Raw genomic sequence first — 22,628 nt, 5'->3', positions numbered from 1 at the left:
GCAGTATGACCTGATGAACTCTTCGTATCCTCTGGAGTTCGTATTTCCAACAATCTAGTCAGAACGTAACTCACCACTCCCCACTTCCATAGGGACAAATAAATTGAGACTAACTGTAGCCAAATCATTGGGTGGAAACTTGGCTTGGTAGCGGAGATCGGGAGTTAATCCAGCTAATTTTGCCGCAGCGATGAATTGATTCAGTTCAATCGGATATTGATCGGTATAACCATGAGTCGCATCATAAGCTGTGGCTAAGGTATACCCAATATTCGCTGCTGCTAGGGCTGGCGGAATCGTATGTAAGTCTAGGACTAACAAACCAAATCGCCCGATATGTGGTTTCCAACGCTGTAAATGCTCTAATAAATTTTGTAAGAGTTCATTTGCTGTAATCATTCGACCCTTACAAACAAAAGCTCCTGTAGAACTCAATTCACAGCCCATATTTCCCAGTCTGGGAGTGATAAAAGGACGGTTGTGATCTAAAAACGATCTGACATGGAGAAACTCGTCAGATAGTATTCCATATTTGGCGAGTATTGTTTTTGCTAAGTCGTCTGGGTCGTTAATATCACCAAAGATGACGCTTATTGGCGACTGCAAATCCTTGAGTCTTTTGTAAGTAGCTTCCCGAGAGGCTTGATTATAGTCAGCACAGACCATAATCAAGGGATTCTCATTGAGAAATTTCCCTCTGACGGTCTGATTTTGAATGACGTGATAGATATGCTCCATGAATGTACCATCCCCACAACCCATATCTACAATTCCTTTGGGTTGTTCGTGAATAGGACGGTTAAAGATATCTCTGATAATCGCGTCAACTTTCTGGAAGTATGTTTGATGAGCTAGTCCGCTACCCCAAATATTTACTCGACGATTCACATGGGTTTCATGTCCATCAGTATCTCGTCCCGATAAAATAGCGGGATTGCCAAATAGCAGTTCCGGAATCTTCTCAAATGTTGGTAAATAAGAAACTGTGACTCCGTAAGCGTAGGCTCTAGAAATCGCATATAAGCCTGTACGGATGAACTGAACTTGACGACCTTGAATTACAACCCAGCCTTGTAAAGCCAGGATTTCAAAAGCTTCAAGTAAATGTTTTTGATTACCTGTTAACTGCTCAATATCAAGTGTGTGTGTTTTGGGATCGATTTGCTCAAACACATTAGCCATTGCTAAAGATACCATCGTTGGGCCTACCAATAAGCCATTGAGATGGTGCAATATCTGACAACACACATACTGATAATCTTCATCTGTACTTTCTACCAAGTCCCACTGTCTTTTAGCTCTTGCTAGCAGAGAGGAGAAATTCATGCCGTCAGCTAATTTAGACTGCAAGGACAAAGTTAAATCTCCAAAAAGATAGTCATTGATATTAATCAGGGTAGGTAAAAAAGCAACAAACTCTTTATAAATTGATGACAGTCCTAACGCTATGCTGCCTCTGCGAGTCAAGGCGTAAAAGATTTCTCCCTCTATTTCTTGATGCTTCATCCATCCTTGCGATACCATTAACCGCAAAGCAACATTCAAATAGCCTATATTTCCAGGAAAATATTTCAGAACTAGATTCAGGGGTACGACTTTTCCTTCTTCAAACAAGAAGAATACTCCTCTTTCCTGTAGAGCATTTGTAGTTGGGCCTATGGCAATCCCATCCAGATGTAGAAAGATTGTTCGCCGAACTGAGAGACGTTCTTTTCTTTCTTCACTGTCTCCATCTGACAAATCAGGAATATTTTTCGGTCTAAACAATTTGTCGAGGATATCGCTTCTGGTATAAACTGCACAGCCAAAAATCTTGTCTCTTAATTGCATAAGTCTTTATACACCTAAAAGCAACTATGCGTAACTGACCTTGCCTAAATCCAACAATAGTTCTAGGTATTTTAACTAATTTAATGGCTAACTAAATTAGCTAAAACCTAAATCCAAAAGCATTTCTGCAATAGAACATAATGGTTGAAGTTCCTTGCAGTTTTCGACGCTATTACTCAGACTATGCACAAAAACATATGTGTGAACAAAGTCCACAAGCTATATGATTTGGCTAATCAAAAATTTCAATTTTTAAGGTTAGTGAAATATAGACCTTATGCTCGGTTAATTAAAGGAGTCTAACCCTATAGTTATCCTAAATATATTGAGTTCAATACCTTTGCTTAAAGCACATTTTAGTTTTGAATGACTTTTCCCAAGCGGTTTTCATGAATTCCCTTTATAGATAAGCTAACTTATTTTACCTACATCTTGCAGGTATTTTTAGACTGAGAATGAATTGCTGTTGCTGACTACATCAAGTCGATTCTTGATGCAATTTTTATGGTTAGCTGTGGAACTTATCCACTTTATCCAAGCAAGTTACACCATTCGTAAAAATTATACACACATAATGATAGAGGAATTTTATATTTTTTATAATTTTATCTTTATATAAGAAAATTTAATCATGTTTTTATTTTAAGCTCTATATTTTAATAGCATTCAAAATTAATGATTACATAAACAAAATTTAATCCTTTTTTACCAAGATTTCATATATGCAAATAAATCAATAACTATTTAATCAAGATTAACCTGTTGATAAACAAATTTTAATTTTTTATAAATACATTTATCTATATGATTCTGAGAAGAATCTTAAAAACGTTGCACTTCATGCAAAAACTTTTCTGAGATTCGTGTAACTATATCAGTTGCAAAATTTGACCAGATATTTTCCATATACAGCCCAGCTAAAGCTTACCAACTGAGTTTTTCATAACTTGTTGAGTTTTAGCTATAAGGACTATTGCTGCTTTTTCATAGTTTATAAAACTCTCAGAAATACCTAACCAAAAATATGTCAAGACCATTGCCTCATCTTTTTGATTCCAACATCCTTGGTGGTCAAGATAGTCTGCTAAATATTTATTATCAAGTCACAGGATTGCACATCCCAAGTTCAGTACTTGTAGGTACGGAGAGTAATGATCTACTTAATGGTAGTAATGGCAATGATCTAATAGTCGGTGGACTAGGTAATGATTTTATTGTTGGTTCTTTAGGTCAAGATGTTCTCTTTGGCGGAGCCGGTAATGATTTCTTTTTACGTTTACCTAACGATGAAGACGATTTTGTATCTGGGGGTAGTGGTAACGACCTTGTAGGTGGGGGTGGTGGTGACGACACCCTGTTGGGTGGATCGGGTAATGATGGTCTATTTGGTGCTGCTGACGACGATCTGCTCTATGGTGGTGCTGGTAACGATGTACTTTTTGGTGCAGAAGGGCGCGATCGCTTTGTAGCTAAAGCAGGTGAGGGGGTAGACTCTTTTGTTGACTTTAACCCCACCGATGACTTCATTGGCTTGGCTGGCGGCTTAACTTTCAATCAGATCAAGATAGAGGCAGTTGGCCCTAGCTCCTTGATTTCTGTGGCTGCAACAGGTGAGTTATTGGCGCTTGTAGCTTTTGTTAGTCCCGATCAGTTCACATCAGCTAATTTTGTGCAAGTTAGTAATGCCGAACTGTACTCTCAACACGAATCACCACTTTCACAAGACATTCCTAGCGTTGGCGTTGCAAACCCGCAAACCGTTGGTACAGATGGTAGCGATTTTCTCAACGGAGGTTTTGGTAACGATATTATCCAAGGCGGACTGAGCAATGATGTGATCAACGGTGGAACAGGTAGCGATCGCTTATTTGGTGACGAAGGCGGTGACTTTATTAATGGTGATCTCGGTAACGATTATGTAAATGGTGGTGTTGGGGGTGATTTCCTGAATGGTGGTTGGGATAACGATACTATTGTTGGAGATACCGGTGATGATCTACTCAATGGTGGTCTTGGCAATGACCAACTATTTGCAGGTGCAGATAACGATGTTCTCAACGGCGATGAAGGCAATGATTTACTAGATGGTGGTTTAGGTTTCAACCTGCTTAGTGGAGGATCTGGACACGATACTTTTGTCTTAGGTAGAGGTGCTAGATTTGACCAAATCTTTGACTTCCAGAAAGGAGTAGATCACATTAAGTTACCCGATCAAATTAGCTTCGGACAACTGTCTTTAATCCAAACTGGTGGTAACGTTTTAATCGCGATCGCTGGTAGCAGTGAACCACCTTTAGCAGTTGTTGATCGTATTCAAGCTAGTAGTCTGACAGCAACAGATTTCATTGCATAGTTGATCTCTCTTTTTACACTAATCAGGTACTGTATCAATACTTGTCGGTTAAGGGAAAAAGGGGAAGGTGGGGCCCCCTCTGGGGATAAGGGGCGGGGGAAAGGGAAAAGAAAAAACCTTTAACCTTTACCCTTTAACCTTTACCCCAAACCCAATTCCGAGTTAAAAATGCTTTACCCGAGTAGTATTGGGTACTGTATTATCTGTTGGTGTTAACTTAAACTCCAAAGAATCATTCAGATGTATCGCTAGAACATTAACTAATATGTTCTATTGATACATCATTTATACTAAATATTGTCAAATTTATGATGAGACAAGAAGCTGTAATTATAATTCAAAATCTCAATCATTACTATGGGAAAAATGCGCTAAAAAAACAAATTTTATTTAATATAAACCTAGAAATTTATTCTGGTGAAATTGTAATTATGACTGGGCCATCAGGTTCAGGAAAAACAACGTTACTGAGCTTGATTGGTGGTTTACGGTCTGTACAAGAAGGAAGTTTAAAATTTTTAGGTGAAGAACTGTCTGGTGTTAGTCAGAACAAACTGGTGCAGATGCGACGTCACATCGGTTATATTTTTCAATCTCACAATTTGTTGGGGTTTTTGACTGCCAAGCAAAACGTACAAATGGCATTAGAATTAAACGATTGCATTTCTCAAACAGAAGCAGTAGCTAAATCAGAAATGATGCTGCAAGCTGTTGGTTTAGAAGAAAGAATTAATTATTATCCACACAATCTTTCTGGTGGTCAAAAACAAAGAATTGCGATCGCCCGCGCCTTAGTAAATTGTCCTCCCTTAGTGCTAGCAGACGAACCAACGGCTGCATTAGATAAACAATCAGGACGCGATGTCGTAAAAATAATGCAGAGCCTAGCTAAAAATCAGGGAACTACTATCTTGTTAGTCACACATGACAACCGCATTTTAGACATAGCTGATCGCATCATAGAAATGGAAGATGGCCTATTAACGAGAGTTCAACTAGGGCAAACGTATGTGTGACTAGTAGTCTGCCAACCCAAAAATGCTGCGTGATGGCTGGGTAAAGGGGAAGGGGTAAGGGGTAAGGGATTTGAAACCTTTCCCCCTTCACCTTTACCCTTTACCCCGCCAAGTTCACTTGGCGAACTACTAGTCTGATGGGGAGACAAAAGAAGACATCTCCGAAAACTATCAAATCTTTGCTGTAGCTAGCTTATTTCGTTACAATCGGCTTGTGCGTTAAGCATTCAAGAGTTATCAGCCATGAAATTGATTTCCGATCCACCGATTCCTGTAAAAATTCAAAAGATGAAGGAACGGGTGCGGTGGATGCATCCAAGTTTTGTGCAACGGGGAATTGACCAAACCAGCATGGTTATTGACGATCGCAGGGAAGATAGTCCAGAATTTTCCTTTATGGTTATTGGTGATTCCGGCACCAAATCCCATTCTCGCCATCACCCCCAACGAAAAGTTGCCGAATTGATGCTTCCTCACCGGGATGATTGCAGTTTTGTGTTGCACACAGGTGATGTAATCTATGTGGTTGGTTCCCAAGAATATTATTCAACAAACTTTATTGAGCCTTACCGGGAATTTATTGTAGGTGGCGACAACCCGAAAAGCATTCCTTATGACCGCATGGTGTTTAATATGCCATTCTTGCCAGTACCAGGTAATCATGATTACTATGACGTGCCGTTGATGTACCGTTTAGTTACTGGCACAACATCTTCATTGCGTCGCCTGTTTCGCTACAAAGATATCGAGATTGGCTGGCATGGATCGTATCAAGGGAATGCTTATGCACGGGCATTTATGGACTATACCCAAGCGATCGCTTCCCCGCAAGAATTAGAACGTCATTTAGATCGACACTATACTGCTAAGACCGATACAGGGCGGTGTTTGCGTTACGAACCCGGACAGTTTACCCGCTTACCCAATCGTTATTACACCTTTCGTTACGGCGGGATTGACTTTTTCGCACTGGATTCTAATACCTTCAATACACCATCACCTTTACCTGCAACTGAAGAAGGGGAAATTTACCGCCGGGAATTGCAAAAGCGTCGCCAGGAAATAGATCGAGAAGAATTGCAGATTTTGGGAATATGCGATCGCCTCAACCCAGATAAACCTGCCGATGCTGAACAACTTGATGAACTTACCGCCAAATTAGACCAAATAAACGAGATCAAAATCGATATTGAAAAACAGTTGGCATCTCATAAAATGCCTGGGATTGACTTTGAACAACTTGAATGGTTGCGAAGCAGACTAATCGAATCTTGGAACACCTCCGAAGTGCGCGGACGTGTAATCTTTTTCCACCATCCGCCGTTCGTTACAGAAGCTACTAAGTGGAATCAAGCACAAACCTTGGCGGTTCGTCACCGTTTGCGCTGGGTGTTTGAACAAGTGGCAGAAAATCTTGGTTCTCTAATTAAAGAACGTCCCATAGTCGATTTGATTTTAAATGGTCACGCTCACTGTTTGGAGCATCTTCGCATAACTGATACCGGATTTGCTGACTCTCACATTAACTGCATTATCTCTGGTGGTAGTGGTCATCGTCCCCGCTATCAAAGACGAAAGGGGACTGAATTGATGGAGACTTTTACGGATATTGTAGGTAAACCTACTCGGAAAGTTGCCGATTCAACGCTTTTTGTAGGTCGTCATGATGACAATTTCCAGAACCGCCTACCTTACTCATGTGTGCGGATTGATGTTCTGGATGGTAGCCCGCCTAAGTTTATCATCAGACCGTTGGTTACTGAACGTATTGAAGATGAGTGGTACAACCGCGAACTTGAACCATTTGTAATTTAAACGGCAATACAGTTCAGTTAAGTATTTCTTCCTTCTCTTCCTTCTCTTCCTTTGCGTTCTTCGCGTCCTTTGCGGTTCGTTAAAAAAAATTGACTTTGACAAAGAGTTAAGACTTATACTAATTCTGTATGAATATATGAGGAACGAACCGCAAAGGGCGCAAAGGACACAAAGAAAGAAAGAAAGAAAATTTGGCGCAGCTTCAGAAAGCAATGATATTAACCCAAGCGTATTGATTTAAATGTGATGCGATGCCTATGGCGGTAAACTAAGCGTCTTAATCACTTGAAAATCAAATCCAAACGTTGCTGGGTTGCTTTGAGTGATTCTGCTGGCGAACTTTTACCCAACAATACAGATTCAATCGCCCGGCCTACACTGTCAGAAATGCGATTGTAACCAGGAAATATCGGACGCGATCGCCCATATTTTGCTTGATCTAAAAATACCTTTACCTGTGGTATTTTTTTGATAAAATTCTGATATTTTGGACTTTCACGAGACTTTAAATTCACCGGCAAATAACCAGTTCCCAATGCTAATTCTGTCTGAAATTCTTCACTCAAAGCATACTCAACAAACTGAAAGGCTGCTCTTTCCCGTTTCGGTGTAGTTTTGAAAAAGAAGAGATTTTCACCACCAATAACAGTAGCAGGTTTTTGCCCAACAGGAATTGGAAAAACATCAAAATCGACACCAGTCTCTTGAAATTGCCTCAGAGTCCAAGGGCCATTTAATTGCATTGCAACTTTACCACTGAGCAAGTCATCTGTCTCATAACCCCGTTCTGGGCCAGATAAAATGGCGGAACCATCCGTAATTAAATCACGCCAGAATTGCAAAGCTGCGATCGCGCCTTGATTATTTTGCAAATTTACTGCTGCTGCATTCTGTGAATCACCACTCACCAACTCACCGCCGCCACTCCACATAAACGGCAACCAGGTGAACACTGTAAATTCTCCCTTTCCCAAAGGTAGAAACATTCCATATTGATCGGTTCGTCCATCGCTATTAGTATCACGAGTTAATTTCTTGGCAACTTGTGCAAACTCCTGCCAAGTCCGGGGTAATTGTGTAATCCCTGCCGCTTTAAACAAACTCGGACGGTAAAAAATACCAACATTATTTGTAGCAAAGGGCACAGACCAAATTTTACCGTTGTATTTCATCGATCCATACAAAGCGGGGTCAATTTCGGCTTTGATTGGAGATTTTTCCAGCAGTTCATCCAAAGGTAAAAGCGCATTGAGTTCTACCAATTGACCTGCGATCGTCGGATTGTACCACAATAAATCTGGGGGTGCATTTCCTACTACTGCTGCTAAAATCTTGGGCGTTTGTTGATCCTGTTGCCCAACATAAAGCGACTCTACTTGAATATCTGGGTGGGATTGATTGAATTTGTCTACCAGCTTTTGCAGCACATCCCGATTTGGCGGCGGATTTACACCTTGCCACAGGGTTAAATGAATTACTTTATCTTCCTTAATAACAGGTAGAATACTTTGACATCCAACTAAAGCTATTATGCCTACAAATAATACAAGCAGTAATTTCCTAAGATAATTTGACAGTTTCTTTCTTTTTCGCTTGGCATAGCGAGGAGGCGAAAAAAAATTGTGCATAATGTTGATTAATAATGATTGATCAATTCTCGTAGCTGCTTCAACATAACTTTGTCACCTTGATGTAGAGTTGCACAATTATCTTAAGTCATGGTTTTTGCAAGCGTTTTTATCCTAATCTTGAATAGAGTTTTGATAATTTCAGATTATGGCAGGACACAGTAAATGGGCAAATATTAAGCGCCAAAAAGCGGTAGTAGATGCAAAAAAGGGGAAAACCTTCACTCAGTTATCGCGGGCGATTATTGTGGCGGCTAGAAGCGGCGTGCCAGATCCGGCGCTAAATTTTCAACTTCGCACGGCAATTGACAAGGCGAAGGCAGCAAGTATCCCCAATGATAATATTGAACGAGCGATCGCTAAAGGGGCAGGCACTTTTGGCGGTGATAACGCTATCTTTGAGGCGATTCGCTACGAAGGCTATGGCCCTGGTGGTGTAGCGATTTTAATCGAAGCCTTCACAGATAATCGCAATCGCACTGCTGCTGACTTGCGTGTAGCTTTTAGTAAAAATGGTGGCAATCTTGGTGAAACAGGTTGCGTTAGCTGGATGTTCGATCAAAAAGGCGTTTGTGTAGTACAGGGTGTGATTGACGAAGAACAGCTTTTAGAAGCATCCCTCGAAGGCGGTGCTGAATCTTATGAGATGACTGAAGATGAGATGGCTGAAGTTTTTACTGATATTGGCAATTTAGAAACCCTTAGTCAGACGCTCAAAAATCAAGGCTTTAAGGTAACTGATGCCGAATTTCGCTGGATTCCTAGTAATAGTGTAGAAGTTACCGATCCAGATCAGGCGCGATCGCTTTTCAAGTTAATTGATACTCTAGAAGGCTTGGATGACGTGCAAAATGTCACAGCTAACTTCGACATAACAGAAGAATTGATGGCTCTCAGCATTTCTTAATCAAAATTCACACATAGCAAAATGTTACATCTAACTTTGAAATACCACCAACTCTGATGGCTATCAATACTTGTCGGTTAAGGGGATAAAGGGAAAGAAAAAACCTTTAACCTTTACCCTTTAACCTTTACCCCAAATCCAATTCCGAGTTAAAAATACACAAAGCGAGCAGTATTATGATGGCTATGAATATTTTTTAGCCAAGTATTCTCTATAATTCCGATATTTTACGGTTGTAAAAATAGACATGAAAGATTCATATCAATTACAAACTCATGACATATACCTATTGGATAGTTAGATCGTTGATTAATTGATGAGGAATTTCAAGTGAATAAGTTCGCTAAAGCTTTACTTTTGGCTTTAATTTTTGCTGCGCCTGTAACCGCTTTTGCATCTCAAGCTCAAGCTGAATCTATCCACCATGTTGCTGCCACAAAATCTAGTAAAATTAAACACGTTAAACACCACAAACATCACAAACATCACAAGCAACATGTTAAAAATATAGCTCCTAAAACTCATTAATAGTTACTATTATGTGCAGCAGTTTCTAGTAGCTCTGTAATAAAGTTTAGTATTGGTTTCTCTGAAAAAATAACTGCATTATTTAACCCCGTTGAAATCCCTACCAATCAACGGGTTTTTTCATTAACTTGCTCAAGGAGGCGCGATCGCGTCAAAATAAGAGTAAAAGACGCTGTAACCTAACTTAACAATGGCCCTAACGCAGCTTGAGCAACCTCTCTCCCCTCAACCAACACCGCCAGACTTGCGGGGATATGAATATGATTTGGTAATTGTCGGCGGTGGGATTATTGGGTTAACTCTAGCCTCTGCTTTAAAAGATTCTGGCTTGAGTATCTTGCTGATTGAGGCGAAAGTCGCATCAGCGGCGGTAGCGAAGGGACAAGCTTATGCAGTTCATCAGCTTTCGGCGCTAATTTACCAAGGAATTGGAGTTTGGGACAAAATATTGCCTCAAATCGCTAAATATTGCCGAGTTCGTCTTTCTGATGCCGATTATCCCAACGTGGTGGAATTTACCACCGATGATATACATACAGCAGAGTTGGGTTATGTGGCAGAACACCAAGCGCTGTTGCAGCCTTTACAGGAGTTTGTCCAAGATTGTCCAAATGTGACATATCTGTGTCCGGCTGAAGTGGTAAATACGAATTACCAGCAGGATATAGTGGCGATAGACATTAAAATTGCCGATCAGTTATGCACAGTTCGCAGCAAATTACTGATAGCAGCAGATGGGGCGCGATCGCCAATTCGTCAAGCTGCTGGTATCAAAACCTCCGGCTGGAAATATTGGCAGTCTTGCATCGTAGCATTTGTCAAACCAGAAAAACCGCACAATAACACCGCTTACGAAAGATTTTGGTCTAGCGGGCCCTTTGCGATTTTACCTTTACCAGAGAACCGTTGCCGCATTGTGTGGACAGCCCCTCACGAAGAAGCAAAAGCTTTGTGTGCCTTAGATGATGAGCAATTTTTAGCAGAACTCACCCGTCGCTATGGCGATCAGATGGGGAAATTGGAATTACTAGGCGATCGCTTTGTATTCCAGGTACAACTCATGCAAAGCGATCGCTATGTTCTCCCCCGACTGGCATTAATTGGTGATGCGGCGCACAATTGCCATCCTGTGGGTGGACAAGGTTTAAATCTGGGAATTCGGGATGCAGCAGCTTTGGCGCAAGTAATCCAAACAGCGCACCAAGCGGGTAAAGATATTGGCGATATTCAAATTCTTAAAGGTTATGAACGCTGGCGCAAGTTGGAAAACCTGACTATTTTAGGTTTCACCGATTTATTAGATCGGATGTTTTCTAATAACTTTTTACCTATAGTGGTGGTTCGTCGCTTGGGTTTATGGTTTTTGCAACGAGTTCCTTTCTTAAAGGTGTTTATGCTGAAGTTGATGATTGGCTTGAAAGGACGGACTCCAGAATTGGCAAAACGATAAACGCTAGATTACAGCAGCTTGAAAAATCTGGTTTGGGGTGAGATTCAATTCGGGAAAGATTTGGGAGATAATGATCGCATTATCTTGAAACTTACTTATTTGATATTCTCCATCAACCAAGTTACAGATGGTGATTGTCGGTTGTTTAGGATTGCCGATAAAATTGCGTCCACCCAAGGCAGCATAATCGACAATCCAGTATTCTGGGATACCCATCTCTTCATAATCAGCGTATTTTAAGTAGTAATCGTCCCGCCAGTTGGTTGATACAACCTCAATTGCCAAAGGTATTGATGCACCCAAACTAACGGTAGATTGTTTTTTCCATAAATTTTCATTTGCCAAATTTGCACGATTTAGCACTAACACATCTGGTAAGTAACCAGAATCTTTTTCAGGGGGTCTAACTATAGCTTGGTTGGGCATGAAGTAGGGCAATCCCAGACGTTTGATTTCAACAGAAATTTTGATACCTAGAAATCCTTTAACTTCTTCGTGTTCCCCTACTGGTTGTGCGATCTCAACAATGTCTCTATTATGCAGTTCATAGCGTAAACCTGAATTTTCGGGTAGCCAATCGACGAATTCCTCAAAGGTTACTAGCTTCGGTATGGCTTGAGTCATTACTTTTGAGAGTTATTGTTTTGGAAATATTATCTCTAATCTAGAGGACTGTGGATAGCTTTTCTACCACGGTTAAGAAAAAAGGGTGAGCAGTGCCCACCCCATGATTGTCGATTAGACTTAACCTGACTTAACCAAACAAAGCTTTGATAATTTTGGGAATATCAAAAATAGAAACTCCTATTCGTTTGAGAAATTTCAAGACTGAATCTTTGCCCTGCTGGTATATATCCTTAAATACGCGAGCAACATCTATGATTGAGTAGCCAACCTTACTGAGGATTGAAGCTGCATCATCCGCACTCTTACCAAAAACGTTTTTGAGTACCTGTCCGACCTCAGATGCACTGTAGCCAAGATTCTTGAGAATTTGAGCGGTTGCTTGGTCGCCTTGGCGGAAGACATTAGAGAGTACCTGTCCCACCTCAGATGCACTGTAGCCAAGATTCTTGAGAATTTGAGCGGTTGCTTGGCTGCCTTGCTGGAAGACATCAGCGAGTGCCTGTCCCACCTCAGATGCGGTGTAGCCGACATTCTTGAGAATTTGAGCAGTTGCTTGGCCGCTTTCGTGGAAAACATCAGAAAGTACCTGTCCCACTTGAGAAGCGGTATAACCTGCGGTTTTGAGAAGCGAGGCGACCTGATTATCGGTAGCATTAAAGACACTCACGAGCATTTGCCCAACATCAGTTGCCTTGTAACCTACAGCTTTCAGAGCGGAAGTGACCTCATTTGCCCCTTTACCAAAGACACGATTTAGGGTGAGCCCTACTTCAATGGCTGAGTATTGAGCATCATGAAGAATTTGGGTAACTTCGTCAGATGTCTTGCCAAACCCTTCCTTGAGAACATGTCCTACAGCATCCACATCATATTTTGCACCCTTGAGTAAACTAACGGCTTGGCTAGCACTCTGACCGTAGATGCTTCCCAGAACCTTACCCATATCAGCGTAGGCATTCGTTGTCCAGGCGATCGCTTTGGAGCTAATGCCATTGAGCCAAGCTTGGGCATTTGGGAACAGCGTGTCAAAGATTTGACTAGCTTGTTCTTTGATCTTCTGTTTGATCTGTTCGGCTAAAGCCTCCAAAGTAGATGGAGCAACAGTAATCGTAAAGGATGATAGGGGGAGCTTTTGACCATTCAATGTACAGTTAGGCGAAACAGTGGCGGAAAATCCGTTGTTACTCAGAGTGATATCTAAAGAGAGATTTGCCGCAACGTTAATGGAAAGGTTATCTGCAACCTTGATGAGATTGCTGCCAACCACTTTCTTGACGACTCCTAAATCAACGCTAAGGTTCGGCAGATTAAACGCTGCTATACCCTTTATCTGCCAAGCTTTATCGGCAGTTTGGAGAGTGAGCTTAGTTTGGTTTCCAAGCCAGGTTCCTTCTAACCAAATGAGATCATTTTCAATTAAGGCTTTTGCACCTAGCAGTGTTAAACCCGCTAGTGAGGTTGTGACATCCCCAGAGAAGCGATAAGTTTTATCGTTAATGTCGCCTTTCAGGTTGCCGTTAACTTTCAAGAGAGAATTGCTAGAAAATAGCTGTAAATCGCCTTCATAGTGGAACTGATGATTGTTTTGATCGTCGATTAATTGCACCTGACCCTTAGAAACTGGTCGTTCTGAATTCAGCAGCGGGATCGACAAACTGCTGCTTCCATCTAAGCGGAAAGCAGTATTGTTAGGAGTGATTAGCTGCCATTGAGTTCCCTGAAGCTGCCCATGATTGGCGTTTGCGGTGGCATCGTGGGCCACTGTGCCCGAACCTTCATTAAGTTGCCAGTAGCCAATTAATCCGGGTTCATTGCCCTTGGGCGATCGCATCATTGCTGTGCCAATTTCTTCGAGAGAATGCGCCTTATTCCAAATTTGGACATCGGCAATTTCCCCTTTGAAGAATCGCTCTGTTCCCGTTCCTCTGGCTCCAATCGCCCAGTTCTCGCTAACTTGTATCGCTCCTTGAGAACCAGTCACTGCATTCATGAGTAGACCATTCCGGTATAACCGCCACATTCCACCATCAAACACGCCGGTTAGATAGACCCAGTTGCCTACATCTTCAGCCGGAATCGATGCAGCAACCAGTTGTTCAAAAGGAAGACTATTTAATCCCCAATAACCAAATTGGTATTGTCCATTGAGAATTCTGAGGTAGACCTCTCCGGTTGGGGATGAGGTATAGCCGTGAGCAACGATGTTTTGTAATCCATCGATCGCATCGGGTTTAATCCACGCAGAGATGGTGATTGCTCCGGTAAAATTCAAGGCGGCAGGATTATTGAGTTTAACGTAATCGCTCTGCCCGTTAAATGCCAGCGCATAGGATGTGGGAGGCGCGATTTTTGGAGATGCGATGGCGATCGCTCCTGCTAAATTTAGGGTGACAACTTTTGCGATCGCACCTTTGATCTCGAATCCGGTCTTGAATCCCTTAGAAGAAGCAGCTAGGCCAAAAACAGTGTCTAGTTTGGCGTTCCCGACATTAAAGTTACCTCGCAGGAAGGCGACAATACCCTGCTCATTGGCGGTTGAGGTGGAAGGCAGCACCGATAAAATTTGGGTTGCTTGCAAATCCGTGGTCAATCCCAAAGCAGAATAAGCGATCGCTTTCGATGTCGGTTGGGTAATAATTTGACTAAATTCATCAGGGGTTGTCACCAACCAGCCTAGACTGCTAGACAGTGGCCCAAAGGAAACCTGGGTACTGCCCACTCGCTGTTTCAGTGGTAATGCCTGAATCAACTCATTCACCGACAAGGTTCTTATCCCCTGGAGTAGATGCACTATATCTTTGTCATCTAGGGTGGGCCCATCTCCTTGAGTACCTAACGCTTGACCGCCAAGATATTTGGGGAGTTGGAGATAGTTTTGATTGAGCGAGAATTTGAATTCTACAGGAAGCTGATTTGGAATTGGGTGGTCAGAGTTAGTGAAGAACTCCTTGATATCAGACAGCAAGTTACTAATTTTTTGGAGTTCAACTTTCGGCTTAGGAAATTGGGCGTGTGCTTGGAGCGTTAAACCTTCTAAGCCCAGATACTCGATACCAATATTGTCGTAGAACATGGGAATCGGCACCGGAAATTCAAGCGGCAGCACCATCACCGTATTGTTTAACCGCAAGCGACGTTGTATTGCTTGAGTACTAGGTAGCGGATCGCGATTTTCAGGCAATGCGATCGCAGCAACTAAGGTGGCTAAATCAAACTGATCAATATCAGCGTCCATTTCCAGCAAGAACAACTGTCCACCTGCGGTTTCACCAAAGGAAATGCTGCGAAGTGTCACACCATTGAGAACAGGCATCCCTAGCATCAAGCTAGGAAACAGCAGTTTAATCGGTGGATCGTCTTTTTTGACGCTAGCACTAAACTGTAAGGCTCCAGCAGGCGAGGCGGCAACTTCAAACTGGAAGCTTTGCGGCATTTGAAAGTTGAGGTATTCCATGAAGCTTGTGGGCAGCTTGTGGAAGCTTTGGGAGATAGTCTCTAGAACTTCTTTGGCTGCATTAGACAGTTTGCCGCTACCGAGCTTGGCAAGTAAGGCTTCTAGACGTTCGGTGAGCTTGTCCACAAAGTTCTCAGCATTGATTTCTTGATCGAGAGGCAAACGATCTGGCAGCATGGCGGCAGCACCAGGAAGTTTACAAGCTGCTAATAAATGCTGAATTGGGGTTAGTGGTAGAGCTAGGGGTTTGACTACTTCAAATCCACCACTGGCAGCAAAGCTTGATCCGGTGTAGCTAAAGTTGGGCACATCAACGTTAATCTCACCGTATTCACCGAAGTCACAATGCCAAAAAGATTTTCCATTCGCGTCAGTCTGCGACTCGATGGCCTTAATAAATGACGTTTCAGGAAGAAGCGTAATTCCTGCTCTACTAATCACGAGCTTCACTTGCACCGTTGTATCAGCTTCGTCATGTAAATCGAGGGTGCGGAAGAATTCCACTGCTGGAAGTGGGTTGCCATCGGCATCCTTTTCTATGTGTCCGTTCTCGTCTTTCTTGCGACCAAATAGATTATTCAGTTGTGAGGGTAGACCGATATTCAACTCTGCTTCCAGATCGACAATTTTACCTAATTGGATACTGAGGCTAGAAAACCCAATTTTGGCAGTGCCTAACTCGATGCGATCGCTCTCTAGTTCGATTGGTGGGACAGTGAAGTAAATCGACTCAATGTCACTCTTACTAGCAATGCTCAGGATGACCCCCTGTTTATTTGCCGTAAAGGTCATAGCGATCGGGTCTTTCGGCAAATGTGCTTGAACGGTGGCATTCAAGCCATGAAATGCCAGATCAACAGCAGCAGCAAATGTCCAATCACTGGAACTGCCAGAAATTGACAGACGCTCAAAGTTCAGTTCTATCAAGCCTTGTGTAGACGGAAGCGGAATTGATACGGCTGCCTGAATCGCTTCAAATTGCAGTCCCCTGACTTTCTCTTCTCTAAAAATCGTCAGTTTGCCATCACTCTCGATCGCACCCGGAATCGACAGTCTTCCTGCCGCCGCAACGCTCCATTCGAGGGAAACTATCTCGCCTTCTTGAGCCGCAGGTTTGGTAAACTCCAGTTCCAAACCAGAAAGACTCAAGCTGATTTCTCCTAAATTCACCGGATGCATATCAACCTCAGCTGCCAGCTTCAGGGTTTTGCCTGCCTGAGATTGGTTATAGCTAGCCTCCAGGGTGACAGAATCATCAAACACATCGGCGTTTACTTTGCCGTCAACTGACCAATCCTCTCCTTTCAAGTCAAAAGTGAGTTGAAAGTCTTTAATTTTCAAGCCGTTGACAATCTCTCTTTCAACGTTACTTTGAATTGCGATCGCACAATGAGTCGGGCTATCTCGCCGATCTCGCTCAATTGTCAGGCTGACTTCACTAATGCTCAGATCGCCTCCATTGGCTGGAAATTCCCAAAGATCCTTGGCGATAATTTCAAAGGAAAATGCACCTGTTTGAGGTGAGATGGCGATCGCAATATCTTTAAAGTGAAAAGTAGGCAGTTCAGCCGGTAAGGAAACATGATTCAGAAATACATCTGAGATTGCAGGTAGGTCTAGTTCCGCAATCATCCAATGCAACACAATATCAGCATCTTTTTTAGTAACTTCAAATACTGCATTCGAAATGGTCGTATCACCCACGTGAATACTGCCGCTAAATGTCCCAGTCACGTCATCAGCTTTTCCGGTAACATGTAATGCAAATTGTCCCTGCTCTAATACCAAGGAACTGATTCCGGGAATGTGACACGACCCAACATCTTTAGCACTTACACTAAAAGATACCGTACCATCGACTTCTCCAAAGGTGGCTTCGATCGCAATCTTCCCAGCACCCAGAAGCGAGGATTGTCCTGCGATCGTAATCGTATTCTCAGAATCACTAACAATAAGGTTGAAGTCCAGTTGTGGAATCTCTAAAAGATTCATCAATTTGCCGAGGGGAAGCGCATCGATTGTGGAATCCTTCAGGGTAAATTGTCCAGTTTTTGCGATCGAGTCTTTTACAATTGAGATGATTTCGGTGATTGTTGAACTCATGATGTTTTGTCCTTCGATTTCCTGTGTTGTTTAGAACACTTTCAATCTATAGGAGTTGCTCAGGCAGCGCGATAACGGTAAATTGAGGAAAGTTAAGGATCTAGTTAAGTATCAAGTTAAGTTCGTAAACTACCCATCGCCCAATACGGTTCGGTTAACGTTTTAACCCTCTTTTACGCCCTTAAAAAGGTGGTTGCCGCCGACGGGGGGATCTTAGCCGCCACCACTAATTGCTAATAGCAGCTGGGGGTCTGCTAGAGAGTTAAATGAAGCAGACCCTGCATTGTGCAAGACTTGTCATACAATGAAATGCTTTGAGCCAAAGTTATCATACTAAAGATAGATGTAATATTATTTAACCTATGCTAAATACCCAGTACTATCAACCATAGGATTGAAAATTAGTATTTTTGTACATAAAATTAAAAATCTAAAATTAAAAATTGGTAATACTAATGGTTAGGAGTGTTAAAGTTTCAGGAAATTCATCGGAACTTTTCAGCGGGTATTCATGCTGAAGAAACTACAGAAAAAGCAAATTTCCATAATTGCGGGTGCGGCACTGTTTGCCTTTTTAGCTGGGGCAATGGTATCAGCACCTGAGATTGGTAAAACCGTTGGGCAATGGCTCAAACTGGGTAAGAATCAGGCAGAGCAAACATCTGATGCGAGCATTGCCCAATCAGCCGTCTTGCCGCTGATATCACAATCTCTGCCAGAACGGGCGGCAAAACTAGCAGAAATCGCAGGGCAGTCGCGATCGCCAGACCGAAATCGCGCTCGTTATCTTTTGGCGAGTGATTACATTGAAAGAACCCAAGCCCAAAAAGCCCTGGCTTTACTCCAAGGATTAGATAAAGACTATCCCATCCTCGCACCCTACATTTTGCTGAAACAAGCCCAGGCAGAGGATATGCTGGGCGAAGATGGCAAAGCCTCGGATCTTAGGCAAAGTGTGCTGAAACAGTATCCCAAAGAAGCGGCTTCGGTGAAAGCACTATATCTGATTGCCCAACCGAAGCAACAAGAAATAGCGATCGCTCAATTTCCTTCCAATCCTCTAACTTGGGAAATTATTCGTAAACGCCTGCAAGAAAACCCCAATCAGCCAAAATTACAATTAATTTTGGCTACTTATGCTTACGATCAACCAGGCATAGTGGGAGTTTTAGATCAGTTAGTCAAACAGACGACCCTCAAACCCGAAGATTGGGAAGTCATTGGTACAAGCTACTGGGAAAATAGTCAATTTCTGAAAGCGGCGAATGCTTATGCCAAAGCACCCAAAACATCGCGCAACCTCTACCGGACTGCACGAGGGTTACAGGTGGGAGGCAAAGACAAAGAAATAGCGATCGCCACTTATAAACAATTGGTACAGCAATTTCCCAATACCGATGAAGCTGGGACTGCACTACTACGGTTAGCAGAAACAGCAAAAACAGGTAAAGACGGCTTACCCTATCTTGACCAGGTAATTAGTAAATTTCCTAAACAAGCTGGTACTGCATTAGTACAAAAAGCCAAAACTCTCGAAACCCTCAAGGATCAAAAGTCAGCTAGCGCGGCGTGGCAATTACTCATAGCCAAATATGGCAATTCTGATGAAGCCGCAGAATATCGCTGGAAAATCGCCCAAGATAAAGCCAAAGCCAAAGATTACGTCGGTGCTTGGCAATGGGCAGAGCCAATTGTCACCAACAATCCCAACAGTATTTTGGCTCCGAGAGCAGGCTTTTGGGTAGGTAAATGGGCAGCTTCGCTAGGAAAACAGCAGGAATCTCAAACTGCTTATGACTATGTAATTAGTCAGTTTCCCTACTCTTACTATGCTTGGCGAGCAGCGAATATGCGGGGGCTTAATGTCGGCAACTTCGACAATGTGCGCGTCATGAACCCCGAAGTAGTCGCACCCCAGCGTTCATTACCACCGGCTGGTTCTGAGACTTTCAAAGAATTGTATCTGCTGGGTCAAGACCGCGATGCCTGGTTGCAATGGGAAACGGAATTTCAGAATAAAATTCAGCCAACGGTAGCAGAGCAATTTACTGAAGGGTTGATGCGGCAGGCAAGGGGAGAAAATCTCATTGGAATTGACAAAATCTCTAAGTTGGAAGACCGGGAAACACCAGCAGAACTTGCCCAATATCAAACACTAAGTAAACAGATCGCCTACTGGCAAGCGCGTTATCCATTTCCCTATCTCCGAGAGACTGAAAAATGGTCTATTGAGCGTAAACTCAATCCCCTGCTAGTAACTGCTTTGATGCGTCAAGAGTCAAGATTTGAGCCAAAAATCAAATCCGTCGCTGATGCTACTGGCTTAATGCAGTTGTTGCCGAGTACAGCTAAATGGATTGCCCCACAAATCAAAGTGGATTTCAAAACAATAAACCTCGAAAATCCCAACGATAACATCATGCTGGGTACATGGTATTTGGATCATACCCATCAGCAATATAACAATAACTCGCTGTTAGCGATCGCCAGTTACAATGCCGGGCCTGGTAATGTCTCCAAATGGCTGCAAACTCTAACTACACAAGACCCAGATGAGTTTGTTGAACAAATTCCCTTTGATGAAACCAAAAATTATGTGCGTCAAGTATTTGGCAACTACTGGAATTATTTGAGACTTTACAACCCTGAGATTTCTGGAATCGTAGGAAAGTACTCAACTACACACCCAAAATTGCCAGCGCAGTGATTCATGCCCAATCGGATGAGCAACTAGGGACAGGTGAGTTTGATTTCACAAGAGGCAGGGGGCCATGAAGAAGAGACAAGATAGACGAGAAAGAGAGGGGAGACAACGGAGAGAAAAGCTTGTTCAATAATTCCCCCTTGTCCCCCTGCTCCCAATACTGCTCGCTTTGTGCATTTTTAACTCGGAATTGGATTTGGGGAAAAGATTAAAGAGTAAAGGTTAAAGGTTTTTTCTTTCCCTTTTCCCCTTCCCCTTTTCCCCTTAACCGACAAGTATTGCCCCTGCTCCCCTGCTCATCTTTAGCTACCTATATCATTACCATTGATCATTGATGTCAACTGCGACTCGACCGCATTAATATAACCTCGATCGCTCAAAACTTGCGTTGGTAACTTATTAGCCTTGATAGCAGCCTGAACCACATCTTGCGCTGTCAGGTTTCCTATTTGGAATTCAGATAGCAAAGTACCCGCACTGGGAATACCCTGTTCTCTGAAAGCACCTTGATAAGCTAGAAAGGCAACATTGAAAGGTTGAAGATAGCTGGCGTTTTGTGAATCTGTGTTGATTTGTCTGCCACTATTATTGACTGTTTGAGCGTCAACAATTTCAGGTACAAAAGCAATACAGGCAACGACAATTGCAGAATTTATCAAGTTTGTCAGCTTCATAATTTTTTCCTCAATTGAATTAGATTTATTAGTTTCATCTATTAGAGGATGTTTTAAAATTCATGATTGATGTATCAAATATTTTTACCCCACCCTAACCCTCCCCTTATAAAGGGGAGGGAACTAGATTATTTTCCGGTTTCCACCCTTTATAAGGGGGGATTAAGGGGGGTAATCATTCTATTAAAATCACAGCCAACCACTTTTAAAACATCCTATTAACAAAATCCTATTTTTTAGCAATCTTAAGCTCTTGATATTCAGTTCCTATCTTATAAAATCTTCTTTCATCAAAATTACTCAGTCCCATCATTTGATATGCAATAAAAGCACTATCAAATGATTTGAGAGAATTTACATTCTTGGAATAGGTAGATAAAACGTCAGGGTTGACGGCTATGCTCATTGATGCACCACTTTTTTTATTATTGGCTGTATGAACACTAGTGATTTTAGGCATAGAATTAATCCAAGCAACAAGATGTGCAGAATTTATCAAGTTTGGAATTTTCATACAGTTATCCTTAATTAAAACGAAGTACACCAGTCAGTATTATTGAGTTGCAAAGTCGGCTTTTTTATAAATCTCAACATTTTTCACTCAGGTTATTTGATAGCTTGATTTGTTAATTACACCAAATAGCCGAGTCAAATTAACCCCACTCTCAGGAGTTGAAAATTTGTAAAAGATTTAGTAAGTAAAAAATTAGAAAATGTAAAAGTGCGCCAAATTAAATATCTTGTTTGCTAGCCGTTCTCAAAGGTGCGATCGCTCATATATATGTAATAAGGATTTTCCCTTCTAGAGATTTTTTACTTTTGGCTATAAACTGAAATCCAACTTTTTTTAGCTACTTAAAGTTTCCATACCAATATGCTAAGAAATCTTTCCGATAGAAGCAAATAGTTTTAATTTTTAATTTGATAAACAAAAGTGATGCTAATTAATACTGGCATTGCAAAATTTTCTCTAAACCTTATTGATTATTGATTTGAGGTTGGATCGACTCTGGTGTAAGTTAGGCGTTCAGGAGGATAAAATAAGCCGAACGTGTCAAAATGTTAAGTGTATAGTTTATTTGCAAACTCACTTATGCCGAAAGCAATTTGGAATGGCACAGTTTTAGCCGAAAGCGATAATACCGTAGTTGTGGAAAACAACCATTACTTCCCTGCTGACTCCATTAACAAGGAGTACTTCACAGACAGTAATACCCACAGTACTTGTCCTTGGAAAGGTGTCGCTAGCTACTACAGTATTGAGGTTGATGGACAAATCAACAAAGATGCTGCTTGGTACTATCCCAGCACCAAAGAGAAGGCTAAGAATATTGAAGGTTATGTGGCCTTCTGGAAGGGTGTAAAAGTAGAAGCTTAATAAAGGTTGCTGGGAGTATTTTAGTTTCAAAAAATTGATTTAGTATTTACAGCAATCATCAAACAAAATTTTGTGGAGGTTGACTTGTGTTAACCTCCACAGTCTTAAACCCGATCGGAGGCGGAGCGTCTCCGGTTAAGCTCCTGAATTCTGTTAGCGGT

14 protein-coding genes are annotated in these 22,628 nt (G+C 42.0%); 8 read left to right on the top strand and 6 right to left on the bottom strand.

Translation table 11 applies throughout. The features are described 5' to 3' along the window. Window positions 1-54 precede the first annotated feature (54 nt). Window positions 55-1,830: an AprA-related methyltransferase gene (locus tag H6G86_RS06180; RefSeq protein ID WP_190933586.1), complete on the bottom strand. Its 1,776-nt coding sequence runs from the start codon at window positions 1,828-1,830 to the stop codon at window positions 55-57. A gap of 1,024 nt (window positions 1,831-2,854) precedes the next feature. Here H6G86_RS06180 and H6G86_RS06175 point away from each other — a divergent pair. The 3 genes from H6G86_RS06175 (at window position 2,855) to H6G86_RS06165 (ending at window position 7,014) form a co-directional block, all read left to right on the top strand. Continuing rightward, window positions 2,855-4,183 (top strand): calcium-binding protein, encoded by a 1,329-nt coding sequence (locus H6G86_RS06175; RefSeq protein ID WP_190933585.1) that lies wholly within the window; start codon window positions 2,855-2,857, stop codon window positions 4,181-4,183. Between the two features lie 311 nt (window positions 4,184-4,494). Further along, window positions 4,495-5,199, top strand: coding sequence for a DevA family ABC transporter ATP-binding protein (locus H6G86_RS06170; RefSeq protein WP_190933671.1), 705 nt, complete (start codon window positions 4,495-4,497; stop codon window positions 5,197-5,199). Between the two features lie 243 nt (window positions 5,200-5,442). Further along, window positions 5,443-7,014 (top strand): metallophosphoesterase family protein, encoded by a 1,572-nt coding sequence (locus H6G86_RS06165; protein ID WP_190933584.1) that lies wholly within the window; start codon window positions 5,443-5,445, stop codon window positions 7,012-7,014. Window positions 7,015-7,295: 281 nt separating this feature from the next. Here the strand turns inward: H6G86_RS06165 and H6G86_RS06160 are convergent, their stop codons facing one another. Beyond that, window positions 7,296-8,642 carry an ABC transporter substrate-binding protein gene (locus tag H6G86_RS06160; protein ID WP_242064708.1) on the bottom strand — a complete coding sequence of 449 codons (1,347 nt, stop codon included), beginning with the start codon at window positions 8,640-8,642 and terminating at the stop codon, window positions 7,296-7,298. 148 nt (window positions 8,643-8,790) lie between these two features. On the opposite strand from H6G86_RS06160, the gene H6G86_RS06155 reads away from it, so the two are divergent. From H6G86_RS06155 to H6G86_RS06145, 3 genes are all read left to right on the top strand, one after another. Beyond that, complete coding sequence (locus H6G86_RS06155; protein WP_163934134.1) at window positions 8,791-9,549, top strand: YebC/PmpR family DNA-binding transcriptional regulator; 759 nt, start codon at window positions 8,791-8,793, stop codon at window positions 9,547-9,549. Window positions 9,550-9,879: 330 nt separating this feature from the next. Beyond that, window positions 9,880-10,077, top strand: a complete 198-nt coding sequence (locus H6G86_RS06150) for a hypothetical protein (RefSeq protein ID WP_190933583.1) — start codon at window positions 9,880-9,882, stop codon at window positions 10,075-10,077. 190 nt (window positions 10,078-10,267) lie between these two features. Beyond that, window positions 10,268-11,527, top strand: a complete 1,260-nt coding sequence (locus H6G86_RS06145; protein WP_190933582.1) for an FAD-dependent hydroxylase — start codon at window positions 10,268-10,270, stop codon at window positions 11,525-11,527. Window positions 11,528-11,530: 3 nt separating this feature from the next. Here H6G86_RS06145 and H6G86_RS06140 read toward each other — a convergent pair whose 3' ends face one another. Next, a complete protein-coding gene (locus tag H6G86_RS06140) occupies window positions 11,531-12,151 on the bottom strand; it encodes a Uma2 family endonuclease (RefSeq protein ID WP_190933581.1) in 621 nt (206 codons plus the stop codon). A gap of 130 nt (window positions 12,152-12,281) precedes the next feature. After that, window positions 12,282-17,711: a LamG-like jellyroll fold domain-containing protein gene (locus tag H6G86_RS06135; RefSeq protein WP_190933580.1), complete on the bottom strand. Its 5,430-nt coding sequence runs from the start codon at window positions 17,709-17,711 to the stop codon at window positions 12,282-12,284. 511 nt (window positions 17,712-18,222) lie between these two features. On the opposite strand from H6G86_RS06135, the gene H6G86_RS06130 reads away from it, so the two are divergent. Then, window positions 18,223-20,418: a lytic transglycosylase domain-containing protein gene (locus tag H6G86_RS06130; RefSeq protein ID WP_190933579.1), complete on the top strand. Its 2,196-nt coding sequence runs from the start codon at window positions 18,223-18,225 to the stop codon at window positions 20,416-20,418. Between the two features lie 299 nt (window positions 20,419-20,717). Here H6G86_RS06130 and H6G86_RS06125 read toward each other — a convergent pair whose 3' ends face one another. Continuing rightward, on the bottom strand, window positions 20,718-21,089 hold the full coding sequence (locus H6G86_RS06125; protein WP_190933578.1) for a hypothetical protein: 372 nt from the start codon (window positions 21,087-21,089) through the stop codon (window positions 20,718-20,720). Window positions 21,090-21,318: 229 nt separating this feature from the next. Next, window positions 21,319-21,603 carry a hypothetical protein gene (locus H6G86_RS06120; protein ID WP_190933577.1) on the bottom strand — a complete coding sequence of 95 codons (285 nt, stop codon included), beginning with the start codon at window positions 21,601-21,603 and terminating at the stop codon, window positions 21,319-21,321. A 579-nt stretch (window positions 21,604-22,182) separates the two neighbouring features. Between H6G86_RS06120 and H6G86_RS06115 the strand changes: the two genes are divergently transcribed. Then, window positions 22,183-22,467 (top strand): DUF427 domain-containing protein, encoded by a 285-nt coding sequence (locus tag H6G86_RS06115; RefSeq protein ID WP_190933576.1) that lies wholly within the window; start codon window positions 22,183-22,185, stop codon window positions 22,465-22,467. The last annotated feature ends 161 nt before the right edge of the window (window positions 22,468-22,628 follow it).

Origin of the sequence: Nostoc sp. FACHB-133 (assembly GCF_014698055.1) — a bacterium.
In the GTDB taxonomy this organism is placed as follows: domain Bacteria; phylum Cyanobacteriota; class Cyanobacteriia; order Cyanobacteriales; family Nostocaceae; genus Nostoc.
This window is presented reverse-complemented; position numbering and strand designations above follow the sequence as displayed.

Excerpts from the sequence above, each read along its gene's own strand:
- H6G86_RS06180 (WP_190933586.1), bottom strand. The coding sequence starts at position 1,830 with ATGCAATTAAGAGACAAGATTTTTGGCTGTGCAGTTTATACCAGAAGC.
- H6G86_RS06175 (WP_190933585.1), top strand. The coding sequence starts at position 2,855 with ATGTCAAGACCATTGCCTCATCTTTTTGATTCCAACATCCTTGGTGGT.
- H6G86_RS06170 (WP_190933671.1), top strand. The coding sequence starts at position 4,495 with ATGAGACAAGAAGCTGTAATTATAATTCAAAATCTCAATCATTACTAT.
- H6G86_RS06165 (WP_190933584.1), top strand. The coding sequence starts at position 5,443 with ATGAAATTGATTTCCGATCCACCGATTCCTGTAAAAATTCAAAAGATG.
- H6G86_RS06160 (WP_242064708.1), bottom strand. The coding sequence starts at position 8,642 with ATGCACAATTTTTTTTCGCCTCCTCGCTATGCCAAGCGAAAAAGAAAG.
- H6G86_RS06155 (WP_163934134.1), top strand. The coding sequence starts at position 8,791 with ATGGCAGGACACAGTAAATGGGCAAATATTAAGCGCCAAAAAGCGGTA.
- H6G86_RS06145 (WP_190933582.1), top strand. The coding sequence starts at position 10,268 with ATGGCCCTAACGCAGCTTGAGCAACCTCTCTCCCCTCAACCAACACCG.
- H6G86_RS06140 (WP_190933581.1), bottom strand. The coding sequence starts at position 12,151 with ATGACTCAAGCCATACCGAAGCTAGTAACCTTTGAGGAATTCGTCGAT.
- H6G86_RS06135 (WP_190933580.1), bottom strand. The coding sequence starts at position 17,711 with ATGAGTTCAACAATCACCGAAATCATCTCAATTGTAAAAGACTCGATC.
- H6G86_RS06130 (WP_190933579.1), top strand. The coding sequence starts at position 18,223 with ATGCTGAAGAAACTACAGAAAAAGCAAATTTCCATAATTGCGGGTGCG.
- H6G86_RS06125 (WP_190933578.1), bottom strand. The coding sequence starts at position 21,089 with ATGAAGCTGACAAACTTGATAAATTCTGCAATTGTCGTTGCCTGTATT.
- H6G86_RS06120 (WP_190933577.1), bottom strand. The coding sequence starts at position 21,603 with ATGAAAATTCCAAACTTGATAAATTCTGCACATCTTGTTGCTTGGATT.
- H6G86_RS06115 (WP_190933576.1), top strand. The coding sequence starts at position 22,183 with ATGCCGAAAGCAATTTGGAATGGCACAGTTTTAGCCGAAAGCGATAAT.